The sequence below is a fragment of the Pseudomonas sp. NFACC43 genome, from assembly GCF_900119645.1.
Lineage (GTDB): Bacteria > Pseudomonadota > Gammaproteobacteria > Pseudomonadales > Pseudomonadaceae > Aquipseudomonas.
Genome location: NZ_FPKK01000005.1, coordinates 37662 through 62892, shown reverse-complemented (window position 1 = coordinate 62892; position 25231 = coordinate 37662). Strand labels below are relative to the sequence as shown.

General features: G+C 64.3%; 22 protein-coding genes. 12 read left to right on the top strand and 10 right to left on the bottom strand.

Annotated features, from left to right (window positions below):
• Nucleotides 1-44: 44 nt before the first annotated feature.
• A complete protein-coding gene (locus BT179_RS10730; protein ID WP_053156782.1) occupies nucleotides 45-458 on the bottom strand; it encodes a CBS domain-containing protein in 414 nt (137 codons plus the stop codon).
• Nucleotides 459-1004: 546 nt separating this feature from the next.
• Between BT179_RS10730 and nirB the strand changes: the two genes are divergently transcribed.
• From nirB to BT179_RS10715, 3 genes are all read left to right on the top strand, one after another.
• Nucleotides 1005-3566 (top strand): nitrite reductase large subunit NirB, encoded by a 2562-nt coding sequence (gene nirB / locus BT179_RS10725; RefSeq protein ID WP_072431010.1) that lies wholly within the window; start codon nucleotides 1005-1007, stop codon nucleotides 3564-3566.
• Nucleotides 3566-3943, top strand: coding sequence for a nitrite reductase small subunit NirD (gene nirD, locus BT179_RS10720; RefSeq protein ID WP_072391568.1), 378 nt, complete (start codon nucleotides 3566-3568; stop codon nucleotides 3941-3943). The genes nirB and nirD overlap by 1 nt, the downstream gene beginning before the upstream one ends.
• An 83-nt stretch (nucleotides 3944-4026) precedes the next feature.
• Nucleotides 4027-4467 (top strand): CBS domain-containing protein, encoded by a 441-nt coding sequence (locus BT179_RS10715; protein ID WP_072391571.1) that lies wholly within the window; start codon nucleotides 4027-4029, stop codon nucleotides 4465-4467.
• A 100-nt stretch (nucleotides 4468-4567) separates the two neighbouring features.
• On the opposite strand, the gene BT179_RS10710 is transcribed toward BT179_RS10715, so the two are convergent.
• Complete coding sequence (locus tag BT179_RS10710) at nucleotides 4568-5605, bottom strand: AraC family transcriptional regulator (protein ID WP_072391573.1); 1038 nt, start codon at nucleotides 5603-5605, stop codon at nucleotides 4568-4570.
• A gap of 9 nt (nucleotides 5606-5614) precedes the next feature.
• The gene (locus tag BT179_RS10705) at nucleotides 5615-6529 is read right to left on the bottom strand and encodes a GGDEF domain-containing protein (protein WP_072431009.1); all 915 of its coding nucleotides are present in this window, start codon (nucleotides 6527-6529) and stop codon (nucleotides 5615-5617) included.
• 470 nt (nucleotides 6530-6999) lie between these two features.
• Here BT179_RS10705 and BT179_RS10700 point away from each other — a divergent pair, with 470 nt between their 5' ends.
• From BT179_RS10700 to BT179_RS10680, 5 genes are all read left to right on the top strand, one after another.
• Nucleotides 7000-9528: a TonB-dependent receptor gene (locus tag BT179_RS10700; protein ID WP_072431008.1), complete on the top strand. Its 2529-nt coding sequence runs from the start codon at nucleotides 7000-7002 to the stop codon at nucleotides 9526-9528.
• A gap of 110 nt (nucleotides 9529-9638) precedes the next feature.
• Entirely contained in the window at nucleotides 9639-11558 is a 1920-nt protein-coding gene (locus BT179_RS10695) for a phytase (RefSeq protein WP_072431007.1), read from the top strand.
• Nucleotides 11559-11622: 64 nt separating this feature from the next.
• Entirely contained in the window at nucleotides 11623-12330 is a 708-nt protein-coding gene (gene tolQ, locus BT179_RS10690; RefSeq protein WP_072391584.1) for a protein TolQ, read from the top strand.
• Nucleotides 12331-12343: 13 nt separating this feature from the next.
• Nucleotides 12344-12790, top strand: coding sequence for a protein TolR (gene tolR, locus BT179_RS10685; RefSeq protein WP_072391587.1), 447 nt, complete (start codon nucleotides 12344-12346; stop codon nucleotides 12788-12790).
• The gene (locus BT179_RS10680) at nucleotides 12787-13614 is read left to right on the top strand and encodes an energy transducer TonB (RefSeq protein WP_072431006.1); all 828 of its coding nucleotides are present in this window, start codon (nucleotides 12787-12789) and stop codon (nucleotides 13612-13614) included. Before tolR ends, BT179_RS10680 begins: the two co-directional genes overlap by 4 nt.
• 40 nt (nucleotides 13615-13654) lie before the next feature.
• On the opposite strand, the gene BT179_RS10675 is transcribed toward BT179_RS10680, so the two are convergent.
• Genes BT179_RS10675 through BT179_RS10660 form a run of 4 tightly spaced genes read right to left on the bottom strand, consistent with a single transcriptional unit; the run spans nucleotide 13655 to nucleotide 18274 of the window.
• A complete protein-coding gene (locus BT179_RS10675; RefSeq protein ID WP_072391594.1) occupies nucleotides 13655-14119 on the bottom strand; it encodes a response regulator in 465 nt (154 codons plus the stop codon).
• Nucleotides 14116-16428, bottom strand: a complete 2313-nt coding sequence (locus tag BT179_RS10670) for an ATP-binding protein (protein WP_072431005.1) — start codon at nucleotides 16426-16428, stop codon at nucleotides 14116-14118. The genes BT179_RS10675 and BT179_RS10670 overlap by 4 nt, the downstream gene beginning before the upstream one ends.
• On the bottom strand, nucleotides 16425-17093 hold the full coding sequence (locus BT179_RS10665; protein WP_072431004.1) for a response regulator: 669 nt from the start codon (nucleotides 17091-17093) through the stop codon (nucleotides 16425-16427). The genes BT179_RS10670 and BT179_RS10665 overlap by 4 nt, the downstream gene beginning before the upstream one ends.
• The gene (locus tag BT179_RS10660) at nucleotides 17090-18274 is read right to left on the bottom strand and encodes a sensor histidine kinase (protein WP_072431003.1); all 1185 of its coding nucleotides are present in this window, start codon (nucleotides 18272-18274) and stop codon (nucleotides 17090-17092) included. Before BT179_RS10660 ends, BT179_RS10665 begins: the two co-directional genes overlap by 4 nt.
• Before the next feature lie 259 nt (nucleotides 18275-18533).
• Here BT179_RS10660 and BT179_RS10655 point away from each other — a divergent pair, with 259 nt between their 5' ends.
• The 4 genes from BT179_RS10655 (at nucleotide 18534) to BT179_RS10640 (ending at nucleotide 23180) form a co-directional block, all read left to right on the top strand.
• The gene (locus BT179_RS10655; protein ID WP_072431002.1) at nucleotides 18534-19055 is read left to right on the top strand and encodes an SgcJ/EcaC family oxidoreductase; all 522 of its coding nucleotides are present in this window, start codon (nucleotides 18534-18536) and stop codon (nucleotides 19053-19055) included.
• Between the two features lie 180 nt (nucleotides 19056-19235).
• Nucleotides 19236-19745: a sigma-70 family RNA polymerase sigma factor gene (locus BT179_RS10650; RefSeq protein WP_072391603.1), complete on the top strand. Its 510-nt coding sequence runs from the start codon at nucleotides 19236-19238 to the stop codon at nucleotides 19743-19745.
• A complete protein-coding gene (locus BT179_RS10645; protein ID WP_072431001.1) occupies nucleotides 19745-20689 on the top strand; it encodes a FecR family protein in 945 nt (314 codons plus the stop codon). Before BT179_RS10650 ends, BT179_RS10645 begins: the two co-directional genes overlap by 1 nt.
• Before the next feature lie 67 nt (nucleotides 20690-20756).
• A complete protein-coding gene (locus BT179_RS10640) occupies nucleotides 20757-23180 on the top strand; it encodes a TonB-dependent receptor (RefSeq protein WP_072431000.1) in 2424 nt (807 codons plus the stop codon).
• A 101-nt stretch (nucleotides 23181-23281) separates the two neighbouring features.
• Here BT179_RS10640 and BT179_RS10635 read toward each other — a convergent pair whose 3' ends face one another.
• The 3 genes from BT179_RS10635 to BT179_RS10625 form a co-directional block, all read right to left on the bottom strand.
• Nucleotides 23282-23683, bottom strand: coding sequence for a hypothetical protein (locus BT179_RS10635; RefSeq protein ID WP_072430999.1), 402 nt, complete (start codon nucleotides 23681-23683; stop codon nucleotides 23282-23284).
• 356 nt (nucleotides 23684-24039) lie between these two features.
• The gene (locus BT179_RS10630; RefSeq protein ID WP_072430998.1) at nucleotides 24040-24519 is read right to left on the bottom strand and encodes a nuclear transport factor 2 family protein; all 480 of its coding nucleotides are present in this window, start codon (nucleotides 24517-24519) and stop codon (nucleotides 24040-24042) included.
• Between the two features lie 54 nt (nucleotides 24520-24573).
• A complete protein-coding gene (locus tag BT179_RS10625; protein ID WP_072430997.1) occupies nucleotides 24574-25146 on the bottom strand; it encodes a TetR/AcrR family transcriptional regulator in 573 nt (190 codons plus the stop codon).
• Nucleotides 25147-25231 lie beyond the last annotated feature (85 nt).

The window sequence follows — 25231 nt, the reverse complement described above, 5'->3', positions numbered from 1 at the left end:
TCTTCCAATTCAATGATCTCTGCCCGATGGCCGGTGCGGTAGCATCAGTGAGGCCGCGCCACGCCCCGCAGCAGGTTGGCACTGAGCTTGTCGGCGTTGCAGCTGGCGACGTTGGCCAGCGACACCATGCCCACCAGCCGCTTGTCGCGGTTTACCACCGGCAGGCGACGTTTTTCCAGCTGGGCCATGTTCTTGGCGACATGGTCGACTTCTTCGTCTTCGAAGCAGTAGCGCACCTCGTCGCTCATGATCCGGCTGACCGGGGTGTTCAGGTCCATGCCGTCGGCCATGGCGCGAATCACCAGGTCGCGGTCGGTGATCATCCCGGCCATGCGGTCGTCCTGGTTGATGATCAGCGCGCCGATGTCGGCCTGGCGCATGATCAGTGCGATCTCGCGCAGCGGCGTATCGGGTGAAACCGTGCGAATTTCCCGACTCATGATTTCATTGACTTTCATCGTTGATCTCCTCTTTCGGGTTGGACAGTAACCTGGCCTGGCGGCTGCGCTGGGTCTGGGCAGTGCCGTGGCCGGCTCCTGTCTATTGTGAAAATCCGAGTTGGCGATGGTTCAGCATTTTTTGCCCAGGCAGGGATAGCTGCACTTTTATGAAGCCGCAGGTGAGGATTCGCACCATGGGAAGGCAGGCGTCGGCGGTGGCGGCGCAGGTCCTGGCCATGGCTCACCAAGGCGACAGGTTCGCTGCAGGACCCGATTCCACAAGGGGCGGCTGGGCACTCTGGGCATGACCGAGGCGTTGCACGCAAGGTTTGGCACGCTCGCTGCAGGAGGGTGACCAGGCCCACCGCGAATGCAATCGAGTGGGCAGCCCCGTCGGTCAACGAAGATCGAACGCCAGCAGGTCGGGGAAATAACGGTAGGTCGAGGCGCAGTCGCCGGGCCGATACCGCACAGAACAGGCAAAGACGCCTGGAACCGCAAGGTTTCAGGCGTCTTTTTTTTTTGCTTTCAAAAACCGTGATGGGCTTTTGTCGGGTGCTTTATATGAATTCCAACGTCGCTTCCCTGAACAAGCTGCAAACGCTGATCGTGATCGGCAATGGCATGGTCGGCCATCACTGCGTCGAGCAACTGATCGAGCGCGGTGCCCTCAACCATTACCGCGTGCACGTGTTCAGCGAAGAGCCGATGCGTGCCTATGACCGTGTGCACCTGTCCGAGTATTTTTCAGGTCGTGATGCCGAGTCCCTGGCCCTCGGCGAAGCGTCGCTGTACCAGACGCCAGGCGTCACCCTGCACCTGGGCGTACCGGTCCAGGAGATCGATCGCCAGGCGCGCCAGGTGGTGATTGCCGGGGATCGCATCAGCTATGACAAGTTGGTACTCGCCACCGGGTCCTACCCGTTCGTGCCACCGATCCAGGGTGCCCAAGGCGATGCCTGCCTGGTCTATCGCACCCTCGAGGACCTCGATGCCATTCGCGCCGCTGCCGGCAATGCCCGTCGCGGCGTGGTGGTCGGTGGCGGCCTGTTGGGCCTGGAAGCGGCCAATGCCCTCAAGACCCTCGGCCTGGAAGCCCATGTGGTGGAGTTCGCGCCACGGTTGATGCCGGTGCAACTGGACGAGCGGGGCGGCCTGGCGCTCAAGGCCCGTATCGAGATGCTGGGTGTCGGTGTGCACCTGTCCAAGGGAACCCAGTCCATTACCGCCGGTGAGCAGTATCGCTACCGGATGAATTTCGGTGACGATGATTTCCTGGAAACCGATTTCATCGTGTTCTCCGCCGGTATCCGTGCCCAGGACGCCCTGGCGCGCCAGAGCGGATTGCCCATCGGCCCACGCGGTGGCGTGGTCATCGATGACCAGTGCATGACCTGCGATCCGGACATCTACGCCATCGGCGAATGCGCCGCCTGGAACGGCAGCATCTTCGGCCTGGTCGCTCCGGGTTACCAGATGGCCCGCAGTGTCGCGGCACGACTGTGCGGTGAAAATGCCGAGCCGTTCACCGGTGCCGACATGTCCACCAAGCTGAAACTGCTTGGCGTGGACGTCGGTTCCATCGGTGATGCCCATGGCAACACCCCAGGCTCGCGCAGCTTCCAGTTCATCGACGAAACCAGCGCCAGCTATCGGCGACTGGTGGTGGACGCCGCCGGCAAGCGAGTGATCGGCGCGGTGCTGGTGGGTGACAACAGTTACTACGACACGCTGTTGCAATACATGCAGAACGGCATCGCGCTGCCCAAGGATGCCGCCAGCCTGATCCTGCCGTCGTCTGCCGGCGCTCCGACACTGGGCCCGGCGGCGTTGCCCGAAACCGCCACGATCTGCTCGTGCCACAACGTCACCAAGGGGTCGATCTGCTCGGCCATCGACAGCGGTTGCACCGATCTCGGACAACTGAAGTGCGACACCAAGGCCGGCACCGGTTGCGGCGGCTGTGCCGCGTTGGTCAAGCAGGTGTTCGAACACGAGCTGGTCGCCCGTGGCGTCAGCGTCGACAAGAGCCTGTGCGAACATTTCGCCTACACCCGGCAGGAGCTGTACGCGCTGGTGCGGGTGGAAGGCATCATCAGTTTCGAGGAGCTGCTGGCCAAGCACGGTCGCGGGCACACCGGCTGCGACCTCTGCAAGCCGGCGGTTGGCTCGATCCTGGCCTCCTGCTGGAACCAGCCGATCATGGACCCGTCACTGGTGCCGTTGCAGGACACCAACGACACCTTCATGGCGAACATGCAGAAGAACGGTACCTATTCGGTGGTGCCCCGGATCGCCGGTGGCGAGATCACCGCCGACAAGCTGATCGCCATCGGCGTGGTCGCCAAGAAATATGACCTTTACACCAAGATCACCGGTGGCCAGCGCATCGACCTGTTCGGCGCCCAGTTGCACCAGCTGCCGGACATCTGGGCCGAGCTGATCGAGGCCGGCTTCGAAACCGGGCATGCCTACGGCAAATCCACCCGTACGGTGAAATCCTGCGTCGGCAGCACCTGGTGCCGCTACGGTGTGCAGGACAGCGTGCAGATGGCCCTGACTATCGAAGATCGCTACAAGGGCCTGCGTTCGCCTCACAAGCTCAAGTTCGCCGTATCCGGTTGCACCCGCGAGTGCGCCGAGGCCCAGAGCAAGGACGTCGGCGTGATCGCCACCGAGAAGGGCTGGAACCTCTACGTGGCCGGTAATGGGGGTATGCGTCCACGGCATGCGGAGCTGTTCGCCACCGACCTGGACGACGAAGCCCTGATCCGCTACATCGACCGCTTCCTGATGTTCTACATCCGCACCGCCGACAAGCTGCAGCGCACATCGGTCTGGCGCGAAAGCCTGGAGGGCGGCCTGGACTACCTCAAGGACGTGATCATCCATGACAGCCTGGGCCTGGGCACCGAGCTCGAAGCCCAGATGCAACTGGTGGTCGACCGCTACGAATGCGAGTGGGCCAATGCCCTGAAAGACCCGGAAAAGCTCAAGCGTTTCCGTACCTTCGTCAACGATGGCCGCGGCGACCCGGATGTCCATTTCGTCAGGGAACGCGGCCAGCGCCGGCCGGTTCATGCCGGCGAACTTCACCTGATTCCCGTCACCGAGGAGGTGCTCTGATGAGCCAGTCAAATGTCGTCCGTATTCCCGTCGCCCAGACCCAGGTGCAGTGGCGGCCCCTGTGCAGTCGCCAGGACCTGGTGCCCAATTCCGGCGTGGTCGCCTGGCACGACGGCAGCCAGGTGGCGCTGCTGTACTTGCCGGAGCAGGTGGACCGGCCGCTCTACGCCATCGACAACCGCGACCCCAAGTCCGGCGCGAACGTCATCGGTCGCGGCTTGCTGGGCAGTATCAAGGGTGAACTGGTGATCGCATCGCCCATGTACAAGCAGCATTTCCGTCTGGAGGACGGCCATTGCCTGGAGTACCCGGAACAACGCCTGCGGGTATGGCCGGTGCGACTCAACGGCGACGTGGTGGAGATTGGCGAGCACTGATCCGCTCTTGTGGCGAGGGCGCCTGCTCCCTCGCCACAAGGGCCCTTAAGCGAACGTACCAAGCCGCAGGTCGGGGGGAAGCAATGAAAACCGCAGCTCAACTGGTAAGACTCAAGAGCGTGCAGAACCAGCAGGTCCATAGCATCGCGCCGGAGCAGACGGTGCTTGAGGCGCTGCGGATCATGGCCGAGAAAAATGTCGGTGCGCTGCCGGTGATCGAAGACGGCCAGGTGGTGGGCGTGTTCAGCGAACGGGACTATGCACGCAAGATGGTGCTGCAGGGACGCTCCTCGGTAGGCACGCCGGTGCGCACGATCATGAGTGCGCCGGTGATCACCGCCGATAGCCAGCAAAGCATCGATCGCTGCATGGAGGTCATGACCGACAGCCATCTGCGGCACCTGCCGGTGCTGGACAATGGGCAGTTGATCGGGCTGTTGTCCATCGGCGACCTGGTGAAAGAGGCCATCGTCGAACAGGCCGATCTGATCCGGCAGTTGGAACACTACATCCGCGGGCACTGAGGCTCGCACAATCATTGCCGGCACCGTCCGGCATCACCTCTGTGGCAAGGGGATGAAGCTCCTTGCCACAGGTCGCTCCGACCTTGGCAACCAATAGGTGTCAGCCCAGCATCAGCAGTTGGCGAATCAGGTTGGGCGTGCTGCCGGTCCAGCGCTTGAACGAGCGCCGGAAGTTCGCGGTGTCATTGAAGCTCAGGTACTGCGCCACCTCTTCATTGCTGAAGCCCTTGACCTGATACAGGTACAAGGCCACATGGGTATGCACCCGGTCCACCTGTTGCTGAAACCCGGTGTGGTGCTTGTGCAACTTGCGCTTGAGGGTGGCCGGGCTCATGGCAAACGCTTGGGCGGTCTGCTCCAGGCTCGGGGTCTGGCGCACATGGGCACGCAAGTACTCGTAGACGCAGTCGAGGAAACTGGCGGTGAAGCCCAGGTGATCGAGCTGTTCCCGGGCTTCGATCCGTGCCACCTGGCCGGCGGTGGCCGAAGCGTCGGGCCAGGGCTGGGCCAGGCAGTGGCGGGGCAGGCGCATCAGGTCCAGGGGCCGGTCGAACTGTGTCTGTTCCCCCAGATGCACCCAGTATTGCTCCACATAACGCGGCTCGCTGTGGCGAAAGCTGCATTGCCACGGCAGGCGTTCGCCGCTCAGCCAGGTGCTCATCGCGATCATCGAGGTCATGCTCGCTTCCAGCACGAAGCGCCACTGGTCATGGGCGCCGCAGCTGTCCAGCCAGTGGACGTAGGCGTAATGCTCATCCAGCAGCAGGCGTGGTGCGGCCAGCGGACTGAGCAGCGCCTGTTGCTCGATCAGGGTCTGCAGGGCCTGGTGCAGGTTCGGCGCATGGCGCAAGGCATGGCTGGCCGGCCCGTAGTGCCCGGGTAACAGCCGCTGGCCGAAGAGGAAACTGCTGTCGCTGGCATCCAGCAGGCGCCGACTGTTCTCGATCAGGCCAAGAAACTGCTGCGGGCTGATGCGGCTGCGGCCGGCCAGGATATCGTCATGGAACAACCCGGTGCCGCGCAGCAGGCGATGGCTGTCGATGTCCCGCGACAGCGCCAGGTCGATCAGCGCGGCAGGCTGATAGTGCCCCGGAATGAAGCGGCAGTCGGTCTCGTACCAGCAGGTCTTGATGGTCATGGCGCAGCCTCAGGCGCTTTTCGCCAGGGTGGGCCGGGATTGGGCCAGCGCCAGGTTGAGACGTTTGAGCAGGGCCTCGGGGGATTCGTCGAACGCCATCACCACCGCCGCACTGGCCAGCAGTTGCAGGCGTTCGCCGTGTTGCCGGGTCTTGTGAGCCAGGCTGCGCACCGCGTCCTGCAACTCTGCGGCCAGGCGCCGGGCCTGGCTTTCGCCGGTGTCGGGCAACAGCACCACGAAACGATCGCCAGCCAGCCGGCACAGCAGGTCCTGGCGGCGCAGGTTCAGCACCAGCAACTGGCTGACGGCCTGAAGCACTGCATCGCCCTCGCCGTGGCCGAAACGCTGGTTGATGGCGGTGAAGTTGTCCAGGTCCAGGGCCAGCAGCGACAGCGGTTGCTGGCGGCGCCGGCTATCTTCCAGGCAGGCGGACAATTCGTGCTTGAGGAAGTCCGCGCCGCCCAGGGGCGTGAGCTTGTCGAACAAGCGGTGCTCGCGGAACAGTCGTTCGCGCTTTTCCATCTGGCCGTTGATTGCCAGTTGCTCGCGGTGCCAGTGGTAGATGCCGAGGGTCAGCAGGATCATGCCCACCGGCATCGGGCCGGATTCCAGCCAATGATCCCAGGTGATGCTGTCGGGCAGATGGATGAACTCGTCGAGGCTGTCGATCCACCAGGAAAAGAAGATGCAGCCCAGGCCCAGGATCAGGTAGTTGGTCACACGGCCGGCCGGCCGGCTCTTGAGCACCAGGCCCAGCCAGACCAGTGCCAGCAGCGCCGAGCCGCCTTCGCCCAGGATGTCCAGCCAGACCCATTGTGCGACGGGTTTGAGCTCGCCACAGGCCAGGTGCAGGATCAACCCGAGGTTGGCGGCCAAGAGCAGCAGGGCGAGTTTGAAACGATGCGGGCGGAGCACGCAGAACATGGCCGGAATCCTTTGCCAGAAGCGGAATGCGGCCCAGCACAGCAGATGAATGTGACAGTGCGGTGACGACGGGCGAATGCCTGGGGGAGGTCGAATCAGCTCATCGGTTGTCCGGTTTTTTTGCTGCAGGGAGGCCGCATCTCTCCCATTGTGGCGCGGGGATTGATCCCCGTTGGGAGGCGATGCGCTCCCGGCCGGCATACCTGTCGCGCCATGCAATCAGCGCTACAGGGCTGCTGTGCAGCCCAACGGGGATCGATCCCCTCGCCACGAGGTCAGCGTCTTCAGCTTCATCGGGCCGCAGGGAAGAGGTCATTTCAGCTCACTTCGGCCGACCAACCCGTCTGAATCGCCGATATCGTCCTCTGGCTCGGCCCCGCTGTCACAGAACCGTCATTGCCCGGCCCTAGCGTGCCCTCCCAGTTGCCGGGCCATTGCCTGGCGGATTTCGGATTCCGGGGAGGACCATCATGCATCACCGCACAAGCACTGCCGGGCTCGTGGGCTTCACGTTCACCGCGTTGGCGATGGCCATCGCCAGTGAACGACTGAACGCCGCAGAGCAGTCCGCCGGCGCCACGGAACACGTTGAAGTGGTGGGGCAGGCGGCCAGTATCGATCAGGCCCTCAAGGAACAGCGCAGCGCCGACAGCATCAAGAGCGTGGTGCATGCCGACGGCGTGGCGCAGTTGCCGGACGAGAACGTCGCCGAGGCGGTGCAGCGCCTGCCCGGTGTCGCCGTGGAGCGCGACCAGGGCGAGGGACGGTTTGTCAGCGTGCGGGGCCTGGGGCCGGACCTCAACAGTGTGACCATCAACGGCACGCTGGTGCCGGCCCCGGAAAGCGAACGACGGGCCGTGGCGCTGGACGTATTGCCATCGGAGCTGGTGCAGTCGCTGTCGGTGATCAAGACCCTGACGCCAGACATGGACGCCAACTCCCTCGGCGGCACGGTGGATGTGAAAAGCCTCTCGGCCTTCGACCACAAGGGCCTGTTCTATACCGGGAGCAGCGAAGCCAGCTACGACAAGAACACCGGCCAGACCAGCCCGAAATTCTCCGGTGCCGCCAGCGACCGCTTCAGCCTGGGCGATGGCATCGACAACTTCGGTGTGGCCGCCGCGCTCAGCTGGCAGAAGCGCGACTTCGGTTCGGACAACGTCGAAACCGGGGGCGCCTGGGATTTCGAGCAAGGCTCGCGGCTCGAAGAGTTCGAACAGCGCGACTACGACATCCGCCGTGAACGGGCCGGGGGCGGTTTGAACTTCGACTACAAGCCCGACGACTTCAGCAGCTATTACCTGCGCACCCTGTACAGCCGCTACAAGGACAGCGAAGTGCGCAATGCCGCCAGCATTGCCTTCGACGACCCGCAAGCGCCGGGCGAGGTGGGGGCTGCCGAAGGCGAGCGCAAACTCAAGCAGCGGGAGGAAACCCAGGAAATCCAGTCCTACGTGCTGGGTGGCGAGCGCATGTTCGGCCTCTGGACCCTCAGCGGCCAGGGCGGCTACAGCCGCTCCAGCGAGGACAGCCCGGGCCATATCGCCGGCGCCACCTTCAAGGGTATCGACGGTTTCGACGGTGGTTTCTACGACAGCGACAAGCCGCGGCCGATCATCGGCCCGGGATTCTACGACCCGACCAACTTCAGCCTCGACAAGGTGGACTGGGAGGAACAGAAAACCACCGACACCGAGAAAAACCTGCGCCTGGACCTGGCCCGGGACTATGACTTGAGCGGCTATGCCTCCCAGGTCAAGTTCGGCGGCAAGGTGAGCCGGCGCGACAAGGACAACGACCTGGACGCCTGGGTCTATGAAGACTTCGATGACCTGGGCTTCACCGACGAACAGCTCAACCTCGGGCAATTCCAGAAAGGCAATGTGGACTACCGCCTCGGGCATTACGGACCGGGCATCAGCCCCGGTGCCATCAAGCAATTGCTGGGCGGCCTGGATCGCGATGCGTTTTTCGACGAGCAGGAGTCCCGGGTCAACGACTTCAAGATGAGCGAAGACATCAATGCCGCGTACCTGATGAACACCGTCGACATCGACGACTGGCGCTTCATCGCCGGCATGCGCTACGAAGGCACCGAATTCGAAGCCAAGGGCACCGGCGCCACCGACGGCGTATTCACTGACACCCAGACCCGTCGCAAGTACCACCACTGGCTGCCAGGACTGCACGCGCGCTACCAGCTGGACAAGAACACCCAGGTCCGTGCGGCCTGGACCAAATCCGTGGTGCGTCCGACCTTTGGGCAACTGGCGCCGGGCTTCGTCATCGACGATGACGAGGCAACCTTCGGCAACCCGGACCTCAAGCCGCTGGAGTCGAGCAACCTGGACCTGGGCATCGAGCATTTCATGGGCCATGCCGGGACCGTCTCGGCCTTCGTGTTCTACAAGGACATCAAGCACTTCGTCTACAACACCGACCTGGCCGGCACCGGCGCCTGGACGGATTTTGCCGAAGCCCACAGCTATGCCAACGGCGACAGCGCCAAGTTGTATGGCCTGGAACTGGCCTACTCACAAAAAATCGACTGGCTGCCGGCGCCCTGGAACGGCCTGCTGCTGGGTGCCAATGCCACCTTCAGTCGTTCGGATGCCGAAATCGAAGGCTTCGACCAGGCCAGCGGTACCCAGCGCAAGCGCAGCATCGATCTGCCGAACCAGTCCGACACGGTTGGCAACCTGATGCTGGGCTGGGAAGACGACAAGCTGAGCCTGCGCCTGTCGGCCAACTACAAGTCGGCGTATCTGTTCGAACTGGCGTCCATCGGCGACCGCGATCACGACCTGCACGTCGATGCCCAGACCTTCGTCGACTTCAGCGCCCGCTATTCGCTGACCAAGAACCTGCAGGTCAGCCTGGAGGCCCAGAACCTCACCGACGAGCCGTATTTCGTCTACACCGGGCATCGCTCCTACAACGGCCAGTACGAGGAGTACGGCCCGACCTACAAGCTGGGGCTGACCTTCACGCATTTCTGAATGACGGGGCTGATCTTTCTGTGGCGAGGGGACTCAGCGAAACCCTCTCGCCACAAGGTAAATAAAAACCACTTTGAGCCCGGCTCGATGACAAGGATTTTGCGTTGGATATGAATATCGGTTTTTCCAAGCACTATTGGCTGGCAATGTTGATCGGCCTGGCCACCGGCCCGGCCCTGGCGGCTCCAGCCAGCCCCGGCCTGACGCTGCAACCCTGGGCGCCGAACCAGGCACTTTCCCTGGATGCGCTGACGTTCCTGCCCGGCGAGCAGACCCGCGAACGCCTGGCCGCCGGGCGCGACGGGCTGCTGCTGCTCGATGCCCGAGGTCGCGAACTGGCGCGCCTGAAGGGTCGTTTCGAAGGCCTCGACAGCCGCACCCTCGGCACCGACGTGCTGGTCGCCAGCCTCGACAGCACGCGCCAGCAGGCGGTACTGGTCAACCTCGACCCCAAGGGCCGCCGATGGGGGGCGCCGGTGTACCTGCCCACCCGGGACTTTCCGGTCAACGGCCTGTGCCTGTACCGCGATGAGGCGAGCAACCTGTTCGTGTTCCTGGTGGGCGAAGAGGGCAAGGGCGAACAATGGCTGGTAGGCGCCGACGGGCAATTGAGTGCGAAGCCCCAGCGCGTGCGCGGTCTGCCATTGCCACCGGACGCCAAGACCTGCCAGGTGCAGGACGCCGCCGGCCAGTTGTTCGTCAACGAAGAGCGGGTCGGCTGGTGGGCCTATCCGGCGTCCGCTGAAGCCGAGACCGTGCGGATGCCCGTGGCGATGCGCACGCCGTTCGGGGATATCCGGCAGACGGCAGGTGCCATGGCGGTGATGCCGGGGGGCATGCTGGGCCTCGATCCCGACGCCGCGCAATTGCATCTGTACCAGCAAACGGACGCGGGATGGACGTCCCAGGGCATCCTGGCCCTGGCAGGCCTGAAAGAGCCGGAAGGCCTGGCGGCACGGTTGACAAAAGACGCGCTCGAAGTGCTACTGCGGGACGACGACAACGGCCAGCTGTACCAGGGCGAAATCCGCTGGCAACCGGCGCCGGTAGCGCTGGCGCCGGTGTTGCCCAGCGTGGCTGCCGTCGCCCAGAGCGAACCGGTGGCTCGCCAGGGCGACGCCGCGGATGACCCGGCGATCTGGGTGCACCCGACGACGCCCGGGGCGAGCCGGGTGCTGGGCACCAACAAGAAGCAAGGGCTGCTCGCCTACGACCTGCAAGGCAAATTGCTGCAGGAGCTGTCGGTGGGGCGTCTGAACAACGTCGACTTGCGGGCCAATTTCAAACTCGGCATGCAAACCGTCGACCTGGCGGTGGCCAGTAACCGCGACCGCAACAGCCTGAGCCTGTTCAGCATCGACCGCGCCAGTGGCGAGCTGCGCGAAGCGGGCGAGGTCCCCACGCCGCTGGAGGACATCTACGGCATCTGCCTGTTCCAGCCCGCCGAGGGCGAGTTGTATGCCTTCGTCAACGGCAAGGACGGCCGCTACCTGCAATATCGCCTCAGCGCCCCGGATGGGCTGGTCAAGGGCGAGTTGGTGCGCCAGTTCAGCGTCGATAGCCAGCCTGAAGGCTGCGTGGCCGATGAGCGCCATCAGCGGTTGTTCCTGGGGGAGGAAGACGTCGGCGTCTGGGCCGTGGATGCCCGGGCCGACCAGCCGGCCACCTTGACCCGCGTGATCGAAGTCGGCCCGCAACTGCACGCCGACGTCGAAGGCATGGCCCTGTACCGAGGCGACGGCGGCGATTACCTGGTGGTGTCCAGCCAGGGCAACGACAGCTACCTGGTGCTCGATGCCGCGCCGCCTTTCGCCGTACGCGGTGCTTTCCGGGTCGGCTTGAATGCGGCGGCGGGTATCGACGGCGCCTCGGAAACCGACGGCCTGGAAGTCACTTCGGTCAACCTCGGCGGGCCCTGGAGCCAGGGGATGCTGGTGGTCCAGGACGGACGCAAGCGCATGCCCGAACAGGCCCAGAACTTCAAGTTCGTGCCCTGGGCCGATATCGCCAGGGCGCTGCGCCTGCCTTGAGCGACGCTGTCATCAACCGGTCACGAACATTTCATCGAATAGCAGCCAGACAGGAGTTCTACCCATGCAAGCCACTTTGGAACACATGACGATCTGGGGCCTTATCGGCGACGCGAGTCTGCTGGTCAAGGCGGTCATGCTCACGCTGTTGCTGGCGTCGCTGTCGAGCTGGTACCTGATCATCCAGCGCAGCACGGTGCTGCAACGCAACGAGCGACAGCTCAAGGGTTTCATGCAGCGTTTTCGCAGCAGCCAGGACCTGTTGCCCCTGTACCGCGAAAGTGCCCAGGCCAGGGACGTGGACGGCGGCATCACGCCGATTTTCCAGGCAGGCCTGCTGGCCTTCACTCAGTTCCACCAGCCTTCCTGCCAACCCGAGGTGGTGCTCGAAGGGGTGGAGCGTTCGCTGCAAGTGGCGATCAGCGAGCAGGAAGTGCAACTGGAAAAGGGCCTGCAATTGCTCGCCACCGTCGGTTCGGTCAGCCCCTACATCGGTCTGTTCGGCACCGTCTGGGGGATCATGAACGCATTCCTCGGCCTGTCCCAGGTACAGCAGGCCAGCCTCTCCACGGTAGCGCCGGGCATCGCCGAAGCGCTGATCGCCACGGCCATCGGCCTGTTCGCCGCAATCCCGGCGGTGATCGCGTACAACCGGTTCGCCGCCCGTGGCCAGACCCTGCTGACCTGCTACTACGCCTTCGGCAACGAGTTGCAGGCCCGTCTGCATCGCAAGCTGCACGGCGCCCCGGTGAACCTGGCTTCGGTCGCTTGAAAGGAGAGGGCAGATGCTAGTCAAGCCACAACGCAAGCACGGGCCCAAGGCCGAAATGAACGTGGTGCCTTACATCGACGTGATGTTGGTGCTGCTGGTGATTTTCATGGTCACCGCGCCCATGCTGACCCAGGGTGTGAAGATAGAACTGCCCAAGGTCGCGAGCGAGGCACTGGCCAACGACAGTCGCCAGCGGATCCTGACCCTGTCGGTCAAGGCCGAAGGCGGCTACTACTGGAACCTGGGCGACGAACTGGACACCCGACACCAGACCGACAGCGCCGTGGACCTTGAGCAGATGCGGGCCAAGGTGGCCCAGGTGGTTGCCGAGCGCAGCGACACCCAGGTGTATATCCGGGCCGACGATCATGCCGATTACGGCCGGGTCGTCGCCGCCATGGCCGCCTTGCAGCAGGGCGGCGTGAGCAACCTGGGACTGGTGACCGAGGCGCCGCAATGACGGCGATGATCATGCACAGTTCTTCCATGAACCTGCCGGTAGCGGCCAGCCACCGTTTCTGGCAAAACAGCCTGGCGGCCGGGCTCGCCGTGGCCCTGCACGCTGCCGTGGCGGCCTTGCTGGTACTGGGTTGGAGCGTGGAAAAGCCTGCCGCGGAGGCAGCCCGGGTGCTACGCACGCAATGGGTGATGCTGGCCCCCGCGCCCGAGGCGGCCGCCCCGGCCCCGCTGGAACCTGTGGCAGCGCAACCGGTGGAGTCCGTCCCGGCGCCGGCCGAGATGCCCCGGCCCGAAACGGCCAAGCCCATCCCGGACCCGAGCCTCCAGGCGCGAAAACTGGAACAGGCAGCCTTGGCGCGCAAACGGGTAGAGGAGCACAAACGCGAGCAACAGGCCCGACAGCAACGCGAGCGCGTAGAGAACGAGCGGCGTGCGGAGCATGAGCGGCACTTGCAGGAAGCCCAGCAGGCCGCCGAACAACAACGCCAGGCCAGGCAGGCCGATGAACTGGCCCGGCAACACCAGGCCGAGCAGGCCCGCCTGGCTGCCGCCGACAGCCGCAGCTACCAGCCGTTGAGCAAGCAAGCCCCGGATTATCCGCAGCGTGCCCTGGACAAAGGCCTGGAAGGCGACTGCACGGTGGAATACAGCGTGACGCCGGATGGGCGCATCGATAATCCCAAGGTACTCGACGGTTGCCATCCACTGTTCATCCGTCCGTCCCTGGCCGCGGCCCAGGGCTTTCGTTATCAGCCCCGGATCATCGATGGCAAGGCGGTGACCGTGCCGGCGGTGCGCAATACCTTCCACTATCGGATCAAATGAGCTGCGGACAACCGTCCACGCAAGGTTCGCGGTACAGCGCCTAGGCCGGGTCGGCGGGCCGATGCTGGCGCAGCAGTTCGATCTGCTGGGATGGGATCAAGGTGCGCAACGCCTTGTACAGCGCGCGGGTCTCCAGCAGGTTCCAGATGCGTAGCATGGTTTCCAGCGCATCCAGGGGCTTGCTGATGAAGTCCCGCGCGCCCAGGGCCAGCGCCCGCAGACGGGTGTCCCGGGTCGCGTCGGCGGTCAGGACCAGGATCGGCAGGTAGTCGTTGGCCGGTATGCGGCGGTTGAGCTGTTCCAGTACGGCGAAGCCGTCGAAGGCGGGCATGTGCAGGTCAAGGATCACCAGGTCCGGCTCGAAGCTGTTGAACAGGTCGAGGGTGCGCAGCGGTTCTGTGCTGCTCAGCACATTATGCAGGCCTTCGCGGGCCAGCAATTGCTCCATCAGGTCCAGGTTGGGGCGCTGATCGTCGACGATCAGGATGCGCAGGTCGCGGTTCATGCGGGCTCCGGCAGATAGTGCTCAAGATGGGCCAGGAAGGCCTGGATGTGAATGGGTTTGGTCAGGATCGCCGTGGCGCCGGCATCCTGCAGGGCTCGGTGGGTCAGGTCGCTGGCGTCGGCGGTGATCATCAGCACCGGCGTCGCGGCAGTGGCGGGGGACTGGCGCAAGCGACGCAAGACTTCCAGGCCCTCCAGGTCCGGCAGGGTCACGTCCAGCAGGATCAGTTGCGGCGCGTGCTGGCGCGCCAGGTCCAGGCCCATCTGGCCCTGCATGCTCGACAGCAGCTGGATGCCCGGACGGCGTTGCATCAGGGTCTCGATCAGCGCGAGGCTCGAAAGGTTGTCTTCGATGCACAGGACCTTGCCGTGGTACTGGACGGGTGGGCGGGCCACCGCCAGGGGCGCGATGGGCGCCGAATGGCTGTCGCTCACCTGGGCGGCCGGCAACAGCAGGGTAAAGCAGCAACCCTGTTGCGGCACGCTGTGCACCTGGAGGCTGCCCTGCATCATTTCCAGCAGGCTCTTGCTCAGGGACAGTCCGAGGCCGGTGCCCTCGACCTGGGGATCGGCGTCCAGGCGTTCGAACGGCTTGAACAACTGCGCCAGTTGATCGAGGGCAATGCCGTGCCCGGTATCGCTGACGGCGATGCTGACCTGATGGGCCTGGGCGGTCACTTCGATGCGCACCTCGCCGCCGGGACGGTTGTACTTGATGGCGTTGGACAGCAGGTTGAGCAGCACCTGGACCAGGCGCTGACGGTCGGCCCGCACACCAGTGCCCTCCGGAAGCGGCGGCAGTTCGACGAGACGAATGCCGGCGTCGGCGGCCATGGGCGAAACCAGCGTCAGGGCCTCGTGCAGGACCGCCGACAGAGCGATGGGCTCGATATTCAGCGGCAGGCGGCCGGCCTCGATGCGGGCGATGTCCAGCACCTCGTTGATCAGCGCCAGCAGGTGCTGGCCGGCGCGCAGGATATGGCTGACCTGGGGGCGCTGCCCGGCCGTGGAGTCCATGTCCAGCAACTGCGCGAAGCCGAGGATGGCATTGAGGGGCGTGCGCAACTCATGGCTCATGCGCGACAGAAACTCGCTCTTGGCCCGGCTGGCGCTTTCCGCTTCTTCGCGGGCAGTGCCCAGGGCGATCTCGGCGGCACGCCGGTCGGTGATGTCCCGGGTGATCTTGGAGAAACCGCGCAGGGCGCCGGTGGCGTCGTATTGGGCCGTGATGACCACGCTGGCCCAGAAGCGACTGCCATCCTTGCGACAGCGCCAGCCTTCTTCCATGTAATGGCCGTCGCGGGTGGCTTCGCGCAGGGCCATGTCCGGATGTGCCGGGCATTCCTCGGCCAGGTAGAACAGGGAAAAATGCCGACCGAGGATTTCCTGTTCGGTATAGCCCTTGATCCGCTCGGCGCCGGCATTCCAGGTGATCACGTGGCCCTGGGCATCCAGCGCGAAGATCCCGTAGTCCTTCACGCCGTCGATGATCAGCCGCAGCCGTTCCTCGTTGTCCCGCAGCGCCCGCTCGCGCTCGGCCAGCAGTTGCCCGGCCTCCACCAGGCGGGTGCCCAACTGCCCGATCTCGTCCTGTTCCGGTGGTTGCGGCAGCAAGGGTTGGCCCAGGGCCAGGCGCTGGGCGTTGCCTTGCACCTGCTGCACCCGGGCAACGATGCCCTTGGACAGGAACAGCACCGCGACTATCGCACCGAACAGACCGCACACCGCCGCCAGCAACGTGGCGAACAGCAGGCGCATGCGGGTGGCCGAGGCGGCGGCGCTGCGTTCGTCGAGCAGGGCGTCCTCACGGATGCGCATGGCGTTGATCTGTTCGCGCAGCACGTCCAGCACCTGCTTGTTTTCGATCAGGATCGCCGTGATGGCCTCGGTGTCATCGGTCCTGCCGTTGCGCAGCGCCGCCAATCCGTCGAGTTTCTCCTCGATCAGCGGCGTGATGGTCTGCAGATGATCGCGCACGCTGGCGTCGCGGATGTTGTGGTCCAGGCGTTGCAGGGCGGCCTGGATCAGCGACGTGGCCTTTTCGTAGCCGGGCAGGAAGTCCTCGCGGCGGGTCAACAGGTAGCCCCTCACGCTGGCCGCTGCTTCGGCCAGCAGGGTATGGACCGCCTGGATATCACCCTGGACCCGCAACACCCGGCGAACGTCCTCCTCGGCGCGGGCAGTCTGGCGTTCGGTGAAGTAGATCAGCACCAGCGACAGCAACAGCACCACCAGCGGCAGGGAAATCACCACCAGGGCCTTGCCTCGCAGGGGCAAGTCGTCCCAGCGACGCGTGATCCGCAGCTTCATGGCCATTGCCCGGCGGGTTGCGCCACCAGGCCCAGGGCGATGCCGCGCACCGCGGCCTGGGTCCGGTCGGCGGCGCCCAGCTTGCCGATGACCCGCTCCACATGGGCCTTGGCGGTGCCGGGGGCGATGCCGAGCTTTTCGCCGATTTCCCGGTTGCTGAAACCGCCCGCCACCAGGCCCAGCACCTGGCGTTCCCGGGTCGTGAGGGCCTGCAATTGAGCGGCGGCGCTGCCTCCGCGCTCGGCCATGCGCCGCAGCAAGCGGGCGCTGACGGCGCTGTTCAAGGTCTCTTCGCCCCGGGCCACCCGCCGGAGGGCATCCAGCACTTCCTCGCGGCTGGCGTCCTTGAGCAGGTAGCCAACGGCACCGGCATCGATGGCTGCTTCCAGGTGGTCGGGGCTGTCGTCCATGGTGAAGATCATGACTTTGATGAAGGGCTGGCGTTGTCGCAGGAGGCGCGCCGCGCCCAGGCCGTTGAGCACCGGCATGCGGATGTCGAGGATGGCGATGTCCGGGCGCAGCCGCTCGCACAGGTCCAGGGCTTCCTGGCCATCTCGGGCCTGGCCGACCACCTCGAAACCTTCGCTTGCGGCGAGCATGGCGATGAACCCGGTGCGCGTGACTTCATGATCGTCGGCCAGCAACAGGCGTATGGGCGCGGTCATGGCTGCTCTCCATGGGCGGGCAGTGGTACGCGGATCAGCAGTCGGGTCCCGCCCAGGGGGTCGCTCGAACAGCTCAATTGCCCTCCCAGAAGGCTGGCGCGCTCTTGCATCGCGGCCAGCCCCAGGTGGCAGCGGCCATTGGTTTCGACAGGTTGCCGCAGGGCGAAGCCACGGCCGTCGTCCTCGACCCGCAGGCAGGCCTGGCCGTCGCTCACCGACAAGCCCAGGCGCGCATGGCTGGCCTGGGCGTGCTTGAGGATATTGTTGATACCCTCCTGCGCGATGCGGAACAGGGCGATCTCTACCGCGCCGGGCAGGCGGGCGGCGCTGTGATCGTCCCAGCTCACCGCCAGTCCCGCCTCGCGCAGGCGATCGGCTTCCTTGTCGACAGCCTTGTACAGGCCAAAGTCATCCAGCACATGGGGGCGCAGGCCGCCGATCAATTGCCGGCCTTCACCGACGCAGCCCTTGGCCAGGGCCAGGATGGTCTGCAACTCGTTCGCCAGCTCCGGAGGCAGGGAGGGGCAGCGCCCGGCGAAGCCCTGCAAGCGTTGATGCAGGCCGGCCAGATTCTGCGCCAGGCCGTCGTGCAGGTCGTAGGCCACGCGCTTGCGCTCGTCCTCCTGGGCACTGAACAGGCGATGGACCAGCTCCGACATGGTGCGCTCCCGGGCCTGGAGCGCTTCGAGCAGCCGATGGTTCTCCAGATGCGCGGCCAACAGTGTCGCCAGCAGTTGCAGCGAGTCGATGTCTTCGTTGTCCGGCGCCGTGATGGTCACGCTGTTGCCCAGCAGCAAGACTCGGGATACCGCGCCGTCGGAGGTGCGCAAGGGCACGCGCAGCACTTGCGGCAGGACGCTGCCGGGGCACTCCAGCCATTGCGGGTCGGCCGAAGGCGAATGGGCGAGGCTGGCGAGCCGTTCCAGGCGCTCGCCGCTGCCATGGCTGGCGAGGGTGCGCAGCGGGTCATCCGCCGTCCACTCCAACAGCAGGCCGTGATCCATGGCCATGAACGCACAGGCCCGTTGCACCACGCGCTGGCGCATCTGGGCCAGCGGTAGCCGGGTCAGTTCATGGCCGGTGCCCAGCAGCAGGCCCAGGCGCGCGGCACGGCTTTGCGACTGGCGATACTGGGTCCGAATGGCCAGGGCGCTGCCGGGATCATGGGGAGGGCTTTGCATGGGGGCTCCGGTATCAAAGGGACCGATTCGGTCGCGAGGCGGTATCAAGCCTTGCATGAAAAGTACCTGCGCGACGATCAGGCTGCGTTGAAAACCGCCTTGCCTGGTCGTCAATCGTTGGCTTTGCATGTACAGCCTAGAGCGTGTCGGTGGCGGGGCCCATCTGCCGAACGGCATAGTCGATCGGCACCGGTTGGCCGATGGCGGCGGTGCGGGCGGCCGGCAAAGTGGGGTCATTGAAACCCAAAGGAGCCCCACGATGAAAATGAAAACCTTCGCCCTTGCCGCCTTTTTTGTGCTGACCTCGCCGTTGGTCCATGCGGCCGATGCCACGCCTTACGTGTATCGTACCGTGGCCGAACAGCCGAAAGACGTGGGTGATCGCGAAATCGCTGCGCTCTTCGACCAGTGGAACACCACGCTGAAGACCGGCAGTGCCAGGGCAATGACCAGCCTTTATGCGCCGGACGCCATCCTGCAGCCGACGCTGTCCAACAAGGTGCGCACCACACCGGCACAGATCCAGGACTACTTCGATCACTTCCTGACCGGCAAGCCGGTGGGAACGATCAATTACCGGGAGATCCGTCATATGGGCCCCGATGCGGCCATGGACAGTGGGGTCTACACCTTCACGCTCACCAACGCCGACGGCAGCAAGCGGGATGTCCAGGCCCGCTATACCTTCCTCTACGAACGCCTGGATGGGCAGTGGAAGATCATCAACCATCACTCTTCGGCCATGCCGGAGGTGCCGAAAGTCCTGCACGCCAGCCACTGACCCGTCTTGCCGCACCCGCGCCCTTGCTTGCAAGGGCGTTGTCGTTTCTCGGCAAGGCCGAGTCATCGCCCGGCGAGCAGGGCTTTATGCATTCATGGGGCATAAAGGACTTGGATTAGCGCATGAATATTAATTAGAATCAGTCTCATTTGAGACATTCCATGCGCAGGGCCTCTTGACATGTTTGATGCAGCTACGCCGGCGGAGCAGTCCCTACATACGTTGTACCGTGATCACGGCAGCTGGCTGGAAGGCTGGCTGAGGCGGCGCATGGGCAACGCCTGGGATGCCGCGGACCTGCGCCAGGATACCTTCCTGCGAGTGCTGTCCAGCGCCCAGCCCCTGGCCGACCTGCACGAGCCTCGCGCCTATCTGCTGACGATCGGCAAGCGGCTGCTGAGCAATTTCTACACCCGGCGCAACCTGGAGCAGGCTTATCTCGACGCATTGGCGAGCTTGCCCGAAGCGTGCGTACCGTCTCCCGAACAACGTTGGTTGCTGCTCGAAACCCTGCACGCCCTGGATGAGTTGCTCGATGGCCTGCCGCCCCTGGTGCGGCGGGCCTTTTTGTGGAGCCAGCTCGAAGGGCTGGGCTACCGGGAAATCGCCGAGCGCATGCAGGTGTCCGAGCGCACCATCAAGCGCTACATGGCCCAGGCCTACGAGCATTGCCTGCTGGTGGACTTCTGATGAACCCGGCTCCTTGCCCCGAAGCCCGGGAAGTGGCCCGGGCGGCGGCTCGCTGGTTGGCCATGATGGACGTTGGTGACGGTAAATTCGATTCCGCCGGCCTGCAGCGTTGGCGGGACAGCTGTGCCCAGCATGAGGCGGCCTGGCAGAAGGCCCTGCGATTGCGTCAGCGATTCGCCGGTGTGCCTCCCGAGTTGGGCATGGCGACCCTGGATCGGCCATCCCTGCCTCGGCGCGATGTACTCAAGCGGGCCTTGGGCGTCGCTGCACTGGTGCCGGCCGCCTGGATGCTGGGACGAGAGCTGCCGCTGCAAGCCTGGCGGGCCGACTTGCATACCGCCACCGGAGAACAGCGGCGCTGGTCGCTGGTGGATGGCAGCGTATTGCAGTTGAACACCGACAGCGCCGTGGACCTGGATCTCAAGGCACGGCGAGTGCTTCTGGTCCAAGGCGAGATGGCCCTTAAGGTCGCGGGCGATATGCCGCTGACCGTCCAGGCACCTTATGGGACGATCACCCTCAGGGATGGCGAAGTCTGCGTGCGGTTGAGCCAGGGCAGTTGCCAGGTGTCGTTGCTCAGCGGTTCAGCGCAACTGCAGCCGCTGTATGGGCTGTCGCTGACGTTGGAGAAAGGCCAGCAGGTCAGTTTACAGGCCGCCGGCGCAGGGCCTGTGAGTGCCTTCGATGTGGCTCAGTTGGGCTGGCGTGACGGCGTGCTGGTGGCGCAGAACCAGCCGTTGGGGGATTTTCTGCGAGAGCTGGACCGTTATCGTCCGGGCGTGTTGCGTTGGGACCAGAGCCTGGAGTCGCTACGGGTGACCGGGAGCTTCCGCCTGGAAAACACCGATCAGATCCTTGCGCTGCTGGCGGCCAGCCTGCCGTTGGATGTGCAAATGCGCACCCGGTACTGGGTCACGCTGGTCCCCCGTAAAAATATCGCCTGAAGCCTGTCCCCTTTTTTTGTCTCGCTTGTCATTCAAGGCAAGTGAACAAAAACGAGAGCTCCCTCCAATGTCCGTAGCAGTACCTTTGCGTTTTCGCCCGGCCGTTGCCGGCTGGCGTCCGCTGTTGAACCTGAGCCTGATGCTGAGCCTGAGTGCCAGCCCATTCTTCATCGCCACCAGCCAGGCCGAGGATGCGTCCCGGCGCAGCTACCAGGTGCCGGCCGGCAGCCTCAGCGCCGCACTGACCCGGTTCGCCGGTCTGGCGGGGGTCAACCTGTCGGTGGATCCGTCCCTGGTCAGCGGCCGCAACAGCCCCGGCCTCGCGGGCGAATACGGTGTTGAGGAGGGCTTTGCCCGTCTGCTGCAGGGCTCCGGCCTGCAATTGCAACCGGTGGGTGAACAGGCCTATGTCCTGGTGCCCGCGCCGGAAGGCAGCAGCCTGCAACTGGCGCCCACCTCGATTCTCGGAGCCGGTGCTACCTCGGGAGGCGACGTGTATGCCGGCGGCCAGGTGGCGCGTCGTGGCTCACAGGGCTTGCTGGGCTCGCGGGATTTCATGGAAACGCCGTTCAGCATGACCACCTACACCAGCGAGACGGTAAAGAACCAACAGGCGCGGACCCTGGGCGACCTGATCGCCAGCGACCCCTCGGTTCGTTCCACCAACCCGGCGGGTGGCCGCTATGAGCAATTCACCATCCGTGGTTTCAGTCTGTTCAACAGTGATGTGGCCTACAACGATCTCTACGGTGTCTTGCCGACATACACCATCGACATGGAAATGGCCGACCGGGTCGATATCCTCAAGGGCCCGACCCAACTGATCAACGGAATCTCGCCACGTGGCAGCGTGGGCGGCGGCATCAACGTGGTGCCCAAGCGCGCGAGCGACAAGCCCATCACCTCGTTCACCGGCAACTACGCCTCCAACAACCAACTGGGCGGTGCGGTGGACGTCGGTCGGCGGTTCGGCGAAGACAACAAGTTCGGCATCCGCTTCAACGGCGTCAAGCAGTCCGGCGACACCGAGTGGGACCACCAGAGCGTGGATCGGGAGATGGCCGTGCTGGGCCTGGACTTCCGCGGCGAACGCCTGCGTCTGTCCACCGACATTGGTCATACCGAGCGCGATACGGATGCACCGCAGGAGCGCGTACAAGTGGGCGCCAATGCCCAGGTTCCCCATGCCAGCGACGTGCGCGACAACTATGCGCAGCCCTGGACCAAGGCGCGGACCAAAGACACCTTCGGTACGGTGAACGCCGAATTCGATGTCAACGATGCCGTGATGCTGTATGGCGGTGTCGGAGCGCGTAAAAGCAACCATGACTTCCTTCGCCATAACGTCTCGGTGAGCAATGACGCCGGCGACTTCACCGTTCAGCCACGGGATTTCACCCGGGACGAAAATGTCCGGACGGCCACGGCCGGGGTTCGCAACTGGTTCCACACCGGGCCGGTGAGCCATGAGGTCAACCTGGCCGCCAGTTATTTCTACATGGACTTCACCAATGGCGGCGCCCGCTATGCCAACGGCCGCAGCAACCTGTACGACCCGGTACAGACCCCGACCCCCAGCAGGCCTACGCGACAGGACGACAAGGTCTACACCGAGAACCACTTCAGCGGCGTGGCACTGTCCGACACCCTGGGCTTCTTCGATGACCGGCTGTTGTTGACCCTCGGTGCCCGGTGGCAGCGGGTGGAGGTGGATGACTGGACCAACCATGTCAAAGGCGACACGGCCTACGACGAAGAGAAGGTCTCGCCGTCGGGTGGCCTCCTGTTCAAGGCCACCGACAGACTGTCTTTGTATGCCAACTACATGGAAGGCCTGAGCCAGGGCAAGATCGCACCGTCGACCTCGATAAACGAGGACGAGATTTTCCCGCCGTTCATCAGTCGCCAGGTCGAAGTGGGGGCCAAGTATGACGCAGGTCCATTCGCCTTGACGGCGGCGCTGTTCCGGATCAAGCAGCCGGCCTATGCCACCGATGCCACCACCCGTGTCTTCGGACCCAATGGCAAGCGCGAGAACAGCGGCGTGGAACTGAGTGTCTTCGGTGAGCCAATCAAGGGCACCCGCCTGCTCGGAGGTGTGATGTACATCGACAGCGAGCTGACCGATACCACGGGCGGCGCTTTCGATGGCAACCGGGCCCCGGCCACCCCCAAATTCAACGTCAACCTAGGAGCCGAGTGGGACGTGCCGACGATGCAGGGCCTGGCCCTGACCAGTCGCGGCATCTATTCCAGCTCGCAATACCTGGACCAGTCCAACGTCAAGGAAATCGACTCCTGGTTCCGTTTCGACGTGGGCGCCCGCTATACATTCAAGGTCGACGAGAAGAACATCACCTTGCGCGCCAACATCGAGAACGTGGCGGACAAACGCTACTGGAGCTCGGCCGGTGCCTCGGACGACAGCGAACCAGGCTTGACGCTGTCGACGCCGCGCACCTACCTGCTGTCAGCGACCGTCGATTTCTGACCCGTCGTAGAGCTCCAGGGAGGGAGCCATTTCCAGGCGTCAGCATGGGGGGAGGGCTGTTCGGTCGCGGCGTGAAACAGGCCCGCCAGGCACCCCGTCAATCAGGTGTCGCGGAACAGGTCGTGGGCGTCCAGCAGTCGCCAGGCGATTTGCGGACGTTTCTCCAGCGCGCGGCGAATGGCAGCGGGGATCGACTGGCGAATCTTGCGGCACAGCCCCGGTTGCTGCTGGAATTCGATGACGATGCCGCGCATGGTCCTGACTTCGTTGTAGCCCGGCTCTATGGTCAGGCGTACCCCGAGATTCTCATACAGGCGCTGCTGCAACCGTTCCAGTTCGGCCAGGTCCTGGATGCTTTCCAGGCGTTCGAGCAGGCGCTTTTCTTCCTGGCGGTTCAGGCAAAGGATGCGCAAGTCTGCGCCGGGCGTTTCCAGCAACGCATCGCGGCCGCAATCGCAAACGCCGGGCGGGCAGGGGGGACGGATCGGAATCGACGCGGTCATGGGCTCCACAAACTCTGCGACACAACGCAACTGCCGCCGGATCTGCCGGCGGCCCAGGCAATGTGATGCCTGATGGTATCGGGGTCAACCCCGTCATCAGGCCGCTTGTCTGTCGCCGGGCACGATCCGCTCGTCTGTTTCTGCCTCGATTCGAGCGAATCCTTGCGCGGCAGCGACCCCAGTATCTCGGCATGGGCGGCTGCATTGCGCCCTCCATCGAGTATATCCACGGCAACGAACTGATGGTGGGGGCGGCGTCGAGGCGTGTGCCGCCAGCCGCTACGTTGCTGGCTTCCTGGCCGGCCGCCAGGGACCGTTGCCCGCGAGCAACGGTCCCTCGCAGCAGCGTTTAAGGACTACAGCCCCAGCTCGGACAGGCCCGGATGATCGTCCGGGCGGCGTCCCAGCGGCCAGTGGAACTTGCGCTCGCTTTCCTTGATCGGCATGTCGTTGATGCAGGCATACCGGTTGCTCATCAGGCCCTGTTCATCGAATTCCCAGTTCTCATTGCCATAGGAGCGGAACCAGTTGCCCGAATCGTCGTGCCATTCGTAGGCGTAGCGCACGGCGATGCGGTTGTCGGTAAAGGCCCAGAGTTCCTTGATCAGGCGGTAATCCAGTTCCTTGTCCCATTTGCGCGTCAGGAATGCCTTGGCTTCTTCCCGGTTATGGGCGAACTCGGCGCGGTTGCGCCATTGGGTATCCAGGGTATAGGCCAGGGATACCCGCTGCGGGTCACGGGAATTCCAGCCATCCTCGGCCAGGCGGACTTTCTCGATGGCCGATTCACGGGTAAAGGGCGGCAACGGTGGACGAACTTCAGCGCAAGATGACATGGCAAATCTCCAGTGGGGTGATGAATCAAGTTCACAAAGTTCAACGGGGCAGGTTTATTGCTTCTTTTCCAACAACAACGTGTGCAGCATGTCCTGGGCATCATCGGCGGCACTGTGATCGCCCATGACCAGCGCGACCGTAATGGCGCCATCAATCAGGATCAGCAGCTGCCGGGCCAGGGCGTCCGGGTGCTCGACGCCTTGTTCGGTGCAAAGTCGGGTGACGTAGTCGAGCAGTTTCTGTTTATGCAGCTTCGCCACCAGGCGGACCGGGTCTTGCGGGTCGCCGGTTTCGCCGCTGGTATTGATGAACGCACAGCCGCGAAAGCCCTCGCTCTGGAACCAGGCCTTGAGCACGGTGAACAGGTTGGACAGGCGTGCGGCCGGGGTCGGGGCCTTGTCGACCTCGGTGCTGAACCAGTGCATCCAGCGTTCGTCCCGTCGCTTGAGGGCGGCCACGATCAGGTCGTCCTTGTTGGCGAAGTAGCGATAAACGCTTTTCCTGGAGACGCCGGCGGTTTTCACCAGCAGATCCATGCCGGTGGCCGCGATGCCACTTTTATAGATCAACTTTTCGGCGACATCGAGGATGATGTCTCGTGTGTCATTGCTAATGATTTCATTCATGGGATAGACAGTAGAACGATCGTTCTCCTTGGTCAAATGTTTTTTTCATGACGACGGGAAGACCCGGCCTCGTCCATGGTGTAAG

Bases quoted from the DNA above. Each gene is read 5' to 3' on its own strand.
- BT179_RS10650 (WP_072391603.1), top strand. From the start codon at position 19,236: ATGTTTGATGCAGCTACGCCGGCGGAGCAGTCCCTACATACGTTGTAC.
- BT179_RS10635 (WP_072430999.1), bottom strand. From the start codon at position 23,683: ATGACCGCGTCGATTCCGATCCGTCCCCCCTGCCCGCCCGGCGTTTGC.
- BT179_RS10730 (WP_053156782.1), bottom strand. From the start codon at position 458: ATGAAAGTCAATGAAATCATGAGTCGGGAAATTCGCACGGTTTCACCC.
- nirD (WP_072391568.1), top strand. From the start codon at position 3,566: ATGAGCCAGTCAAATGTCGTCCGTATTCCCGTCGCCCAGACCCAGGTG.
- nirB (WP_072431010.1), top strand. From the start codon at position 1,005: ATGAATTCCAACGTCGCTTCCCTGAACAAGCTGCAAACGCTGATCGTG.
- BT179_RS10680 (WP_072431006.1), top strand. From the start codon at position 12,787: ATGACGGCGATGATCATGCACAGTTCTTCCATGAACCTGCCGGTAGCG.
- BT179_RS10670 (WP_072431005.1), bottom strand. From the start codon at position 16,428: ATGAAGCTGCGGATCACGCGTCGCTGGGACGACTTGCCCCTGCGAGGC.
- BT179_RS10660 (WP_072431003.1), bottom strand. From the start codon at position 18,274: ATGCAAAGCCCTCCCCATGATCCCGGCAGCGCCCTGGCCATTCGGACC.
- BT179_RS10705 (WP_072431009.1), bottom strand. From the start codon at position 6,529: ATGTTCTGCGTGCTCCGCCCGCATCGTTTCAAACTCGCCCTGCTGCTC.
- BT179_RS10625 (WP_072430997.1), bottom strand. From the start codon at position 25,146: ATGAATGAAATCATTAGCAATGACACACGAGACATCATCCTCGATGTC.
- BT179_RS10655 (WP_072431002.1), top strand. From the start codon at position 18,534: ATGAAAATGAAAACCTTCGCCCTTGCCGCCTTTTTTGTGCTGACCTCG.
- BT179_RS10630 (WP_072430998.1), bottom strand. From the start codon at position 24,519: ATGTCATCTTGCGCTGAAGTTCGTCCACCGTTGCCGCCCTTTACCCGT.
- BT179_RS10640 (WP_072431000.1), top strand. From the start codon at position 20,757: ATGTCCGTAGCAGTACCTTTGCGTTTTCGCCCGGCCGTTGCCGGCTGG.
- tolQ (WP_072391584.1), top strand. From the start codon at position 11,623: ATGCAAGCCACTTTGGAACACATGACGATCTGGGGCCTTATCGGCGAC.
- BT179_RS10645 (WP_072431001.1), top strand. From the start codon at position 19,745: ATGAACCCGGCTCCTTGCCCCGAAGCCCGGGAAGTGGCCCGGGCGGCG.
- BT179_RS10700 (WP_072431008.1), top strand. From the start codon at position 7,000: ATGCATCACCGCACAAGCACTGCCGGGCTCGTGGGCTTCACGTTCACC.
- BT179_RS10715 (WP_072391571.1), top strand. From the start codon at position 4,027: ATGAAAACCGCAGCTCAACTGGTAAGACTCAAGAGCGTGCAGAACCAG.
- BT179_RS10675 (WP_072391594.1), bottom strand. From the start codon at position 14,119: ATGAACCGCGACCTGCGCATCCTGATCGTCGACGATCAGCGCCCCAAC.
- BT179_RS10710 (WP_072391573.1), bottom strand. From the start codon at position 5,605: ATGACCATCAAGACCTGCTGGTACGAGACCGACTGCCGCTTCATTCCG.
- BT179_RS10665 (WP_072431004.1), bottom strand. From the start codon at position 17,093: ATGACCGCGCCCATACGCCTGTTGCTGGCCGACGATCATGAAGTCACG.
- tolR (WP_072391587.1), top strand. From the start codon at position 12,344: ATGCTAGTCAAGCCACAACGCAAGCACGGGCCCAAGGCCGAAATGAAC.
- BT179_RS10695 (WP_072431007.1), top strand. From the start codon at position 9,639: ATGAATATCGGTTTTTCCAAGCACTATTGGCTGGCAATGTTGATCGGC.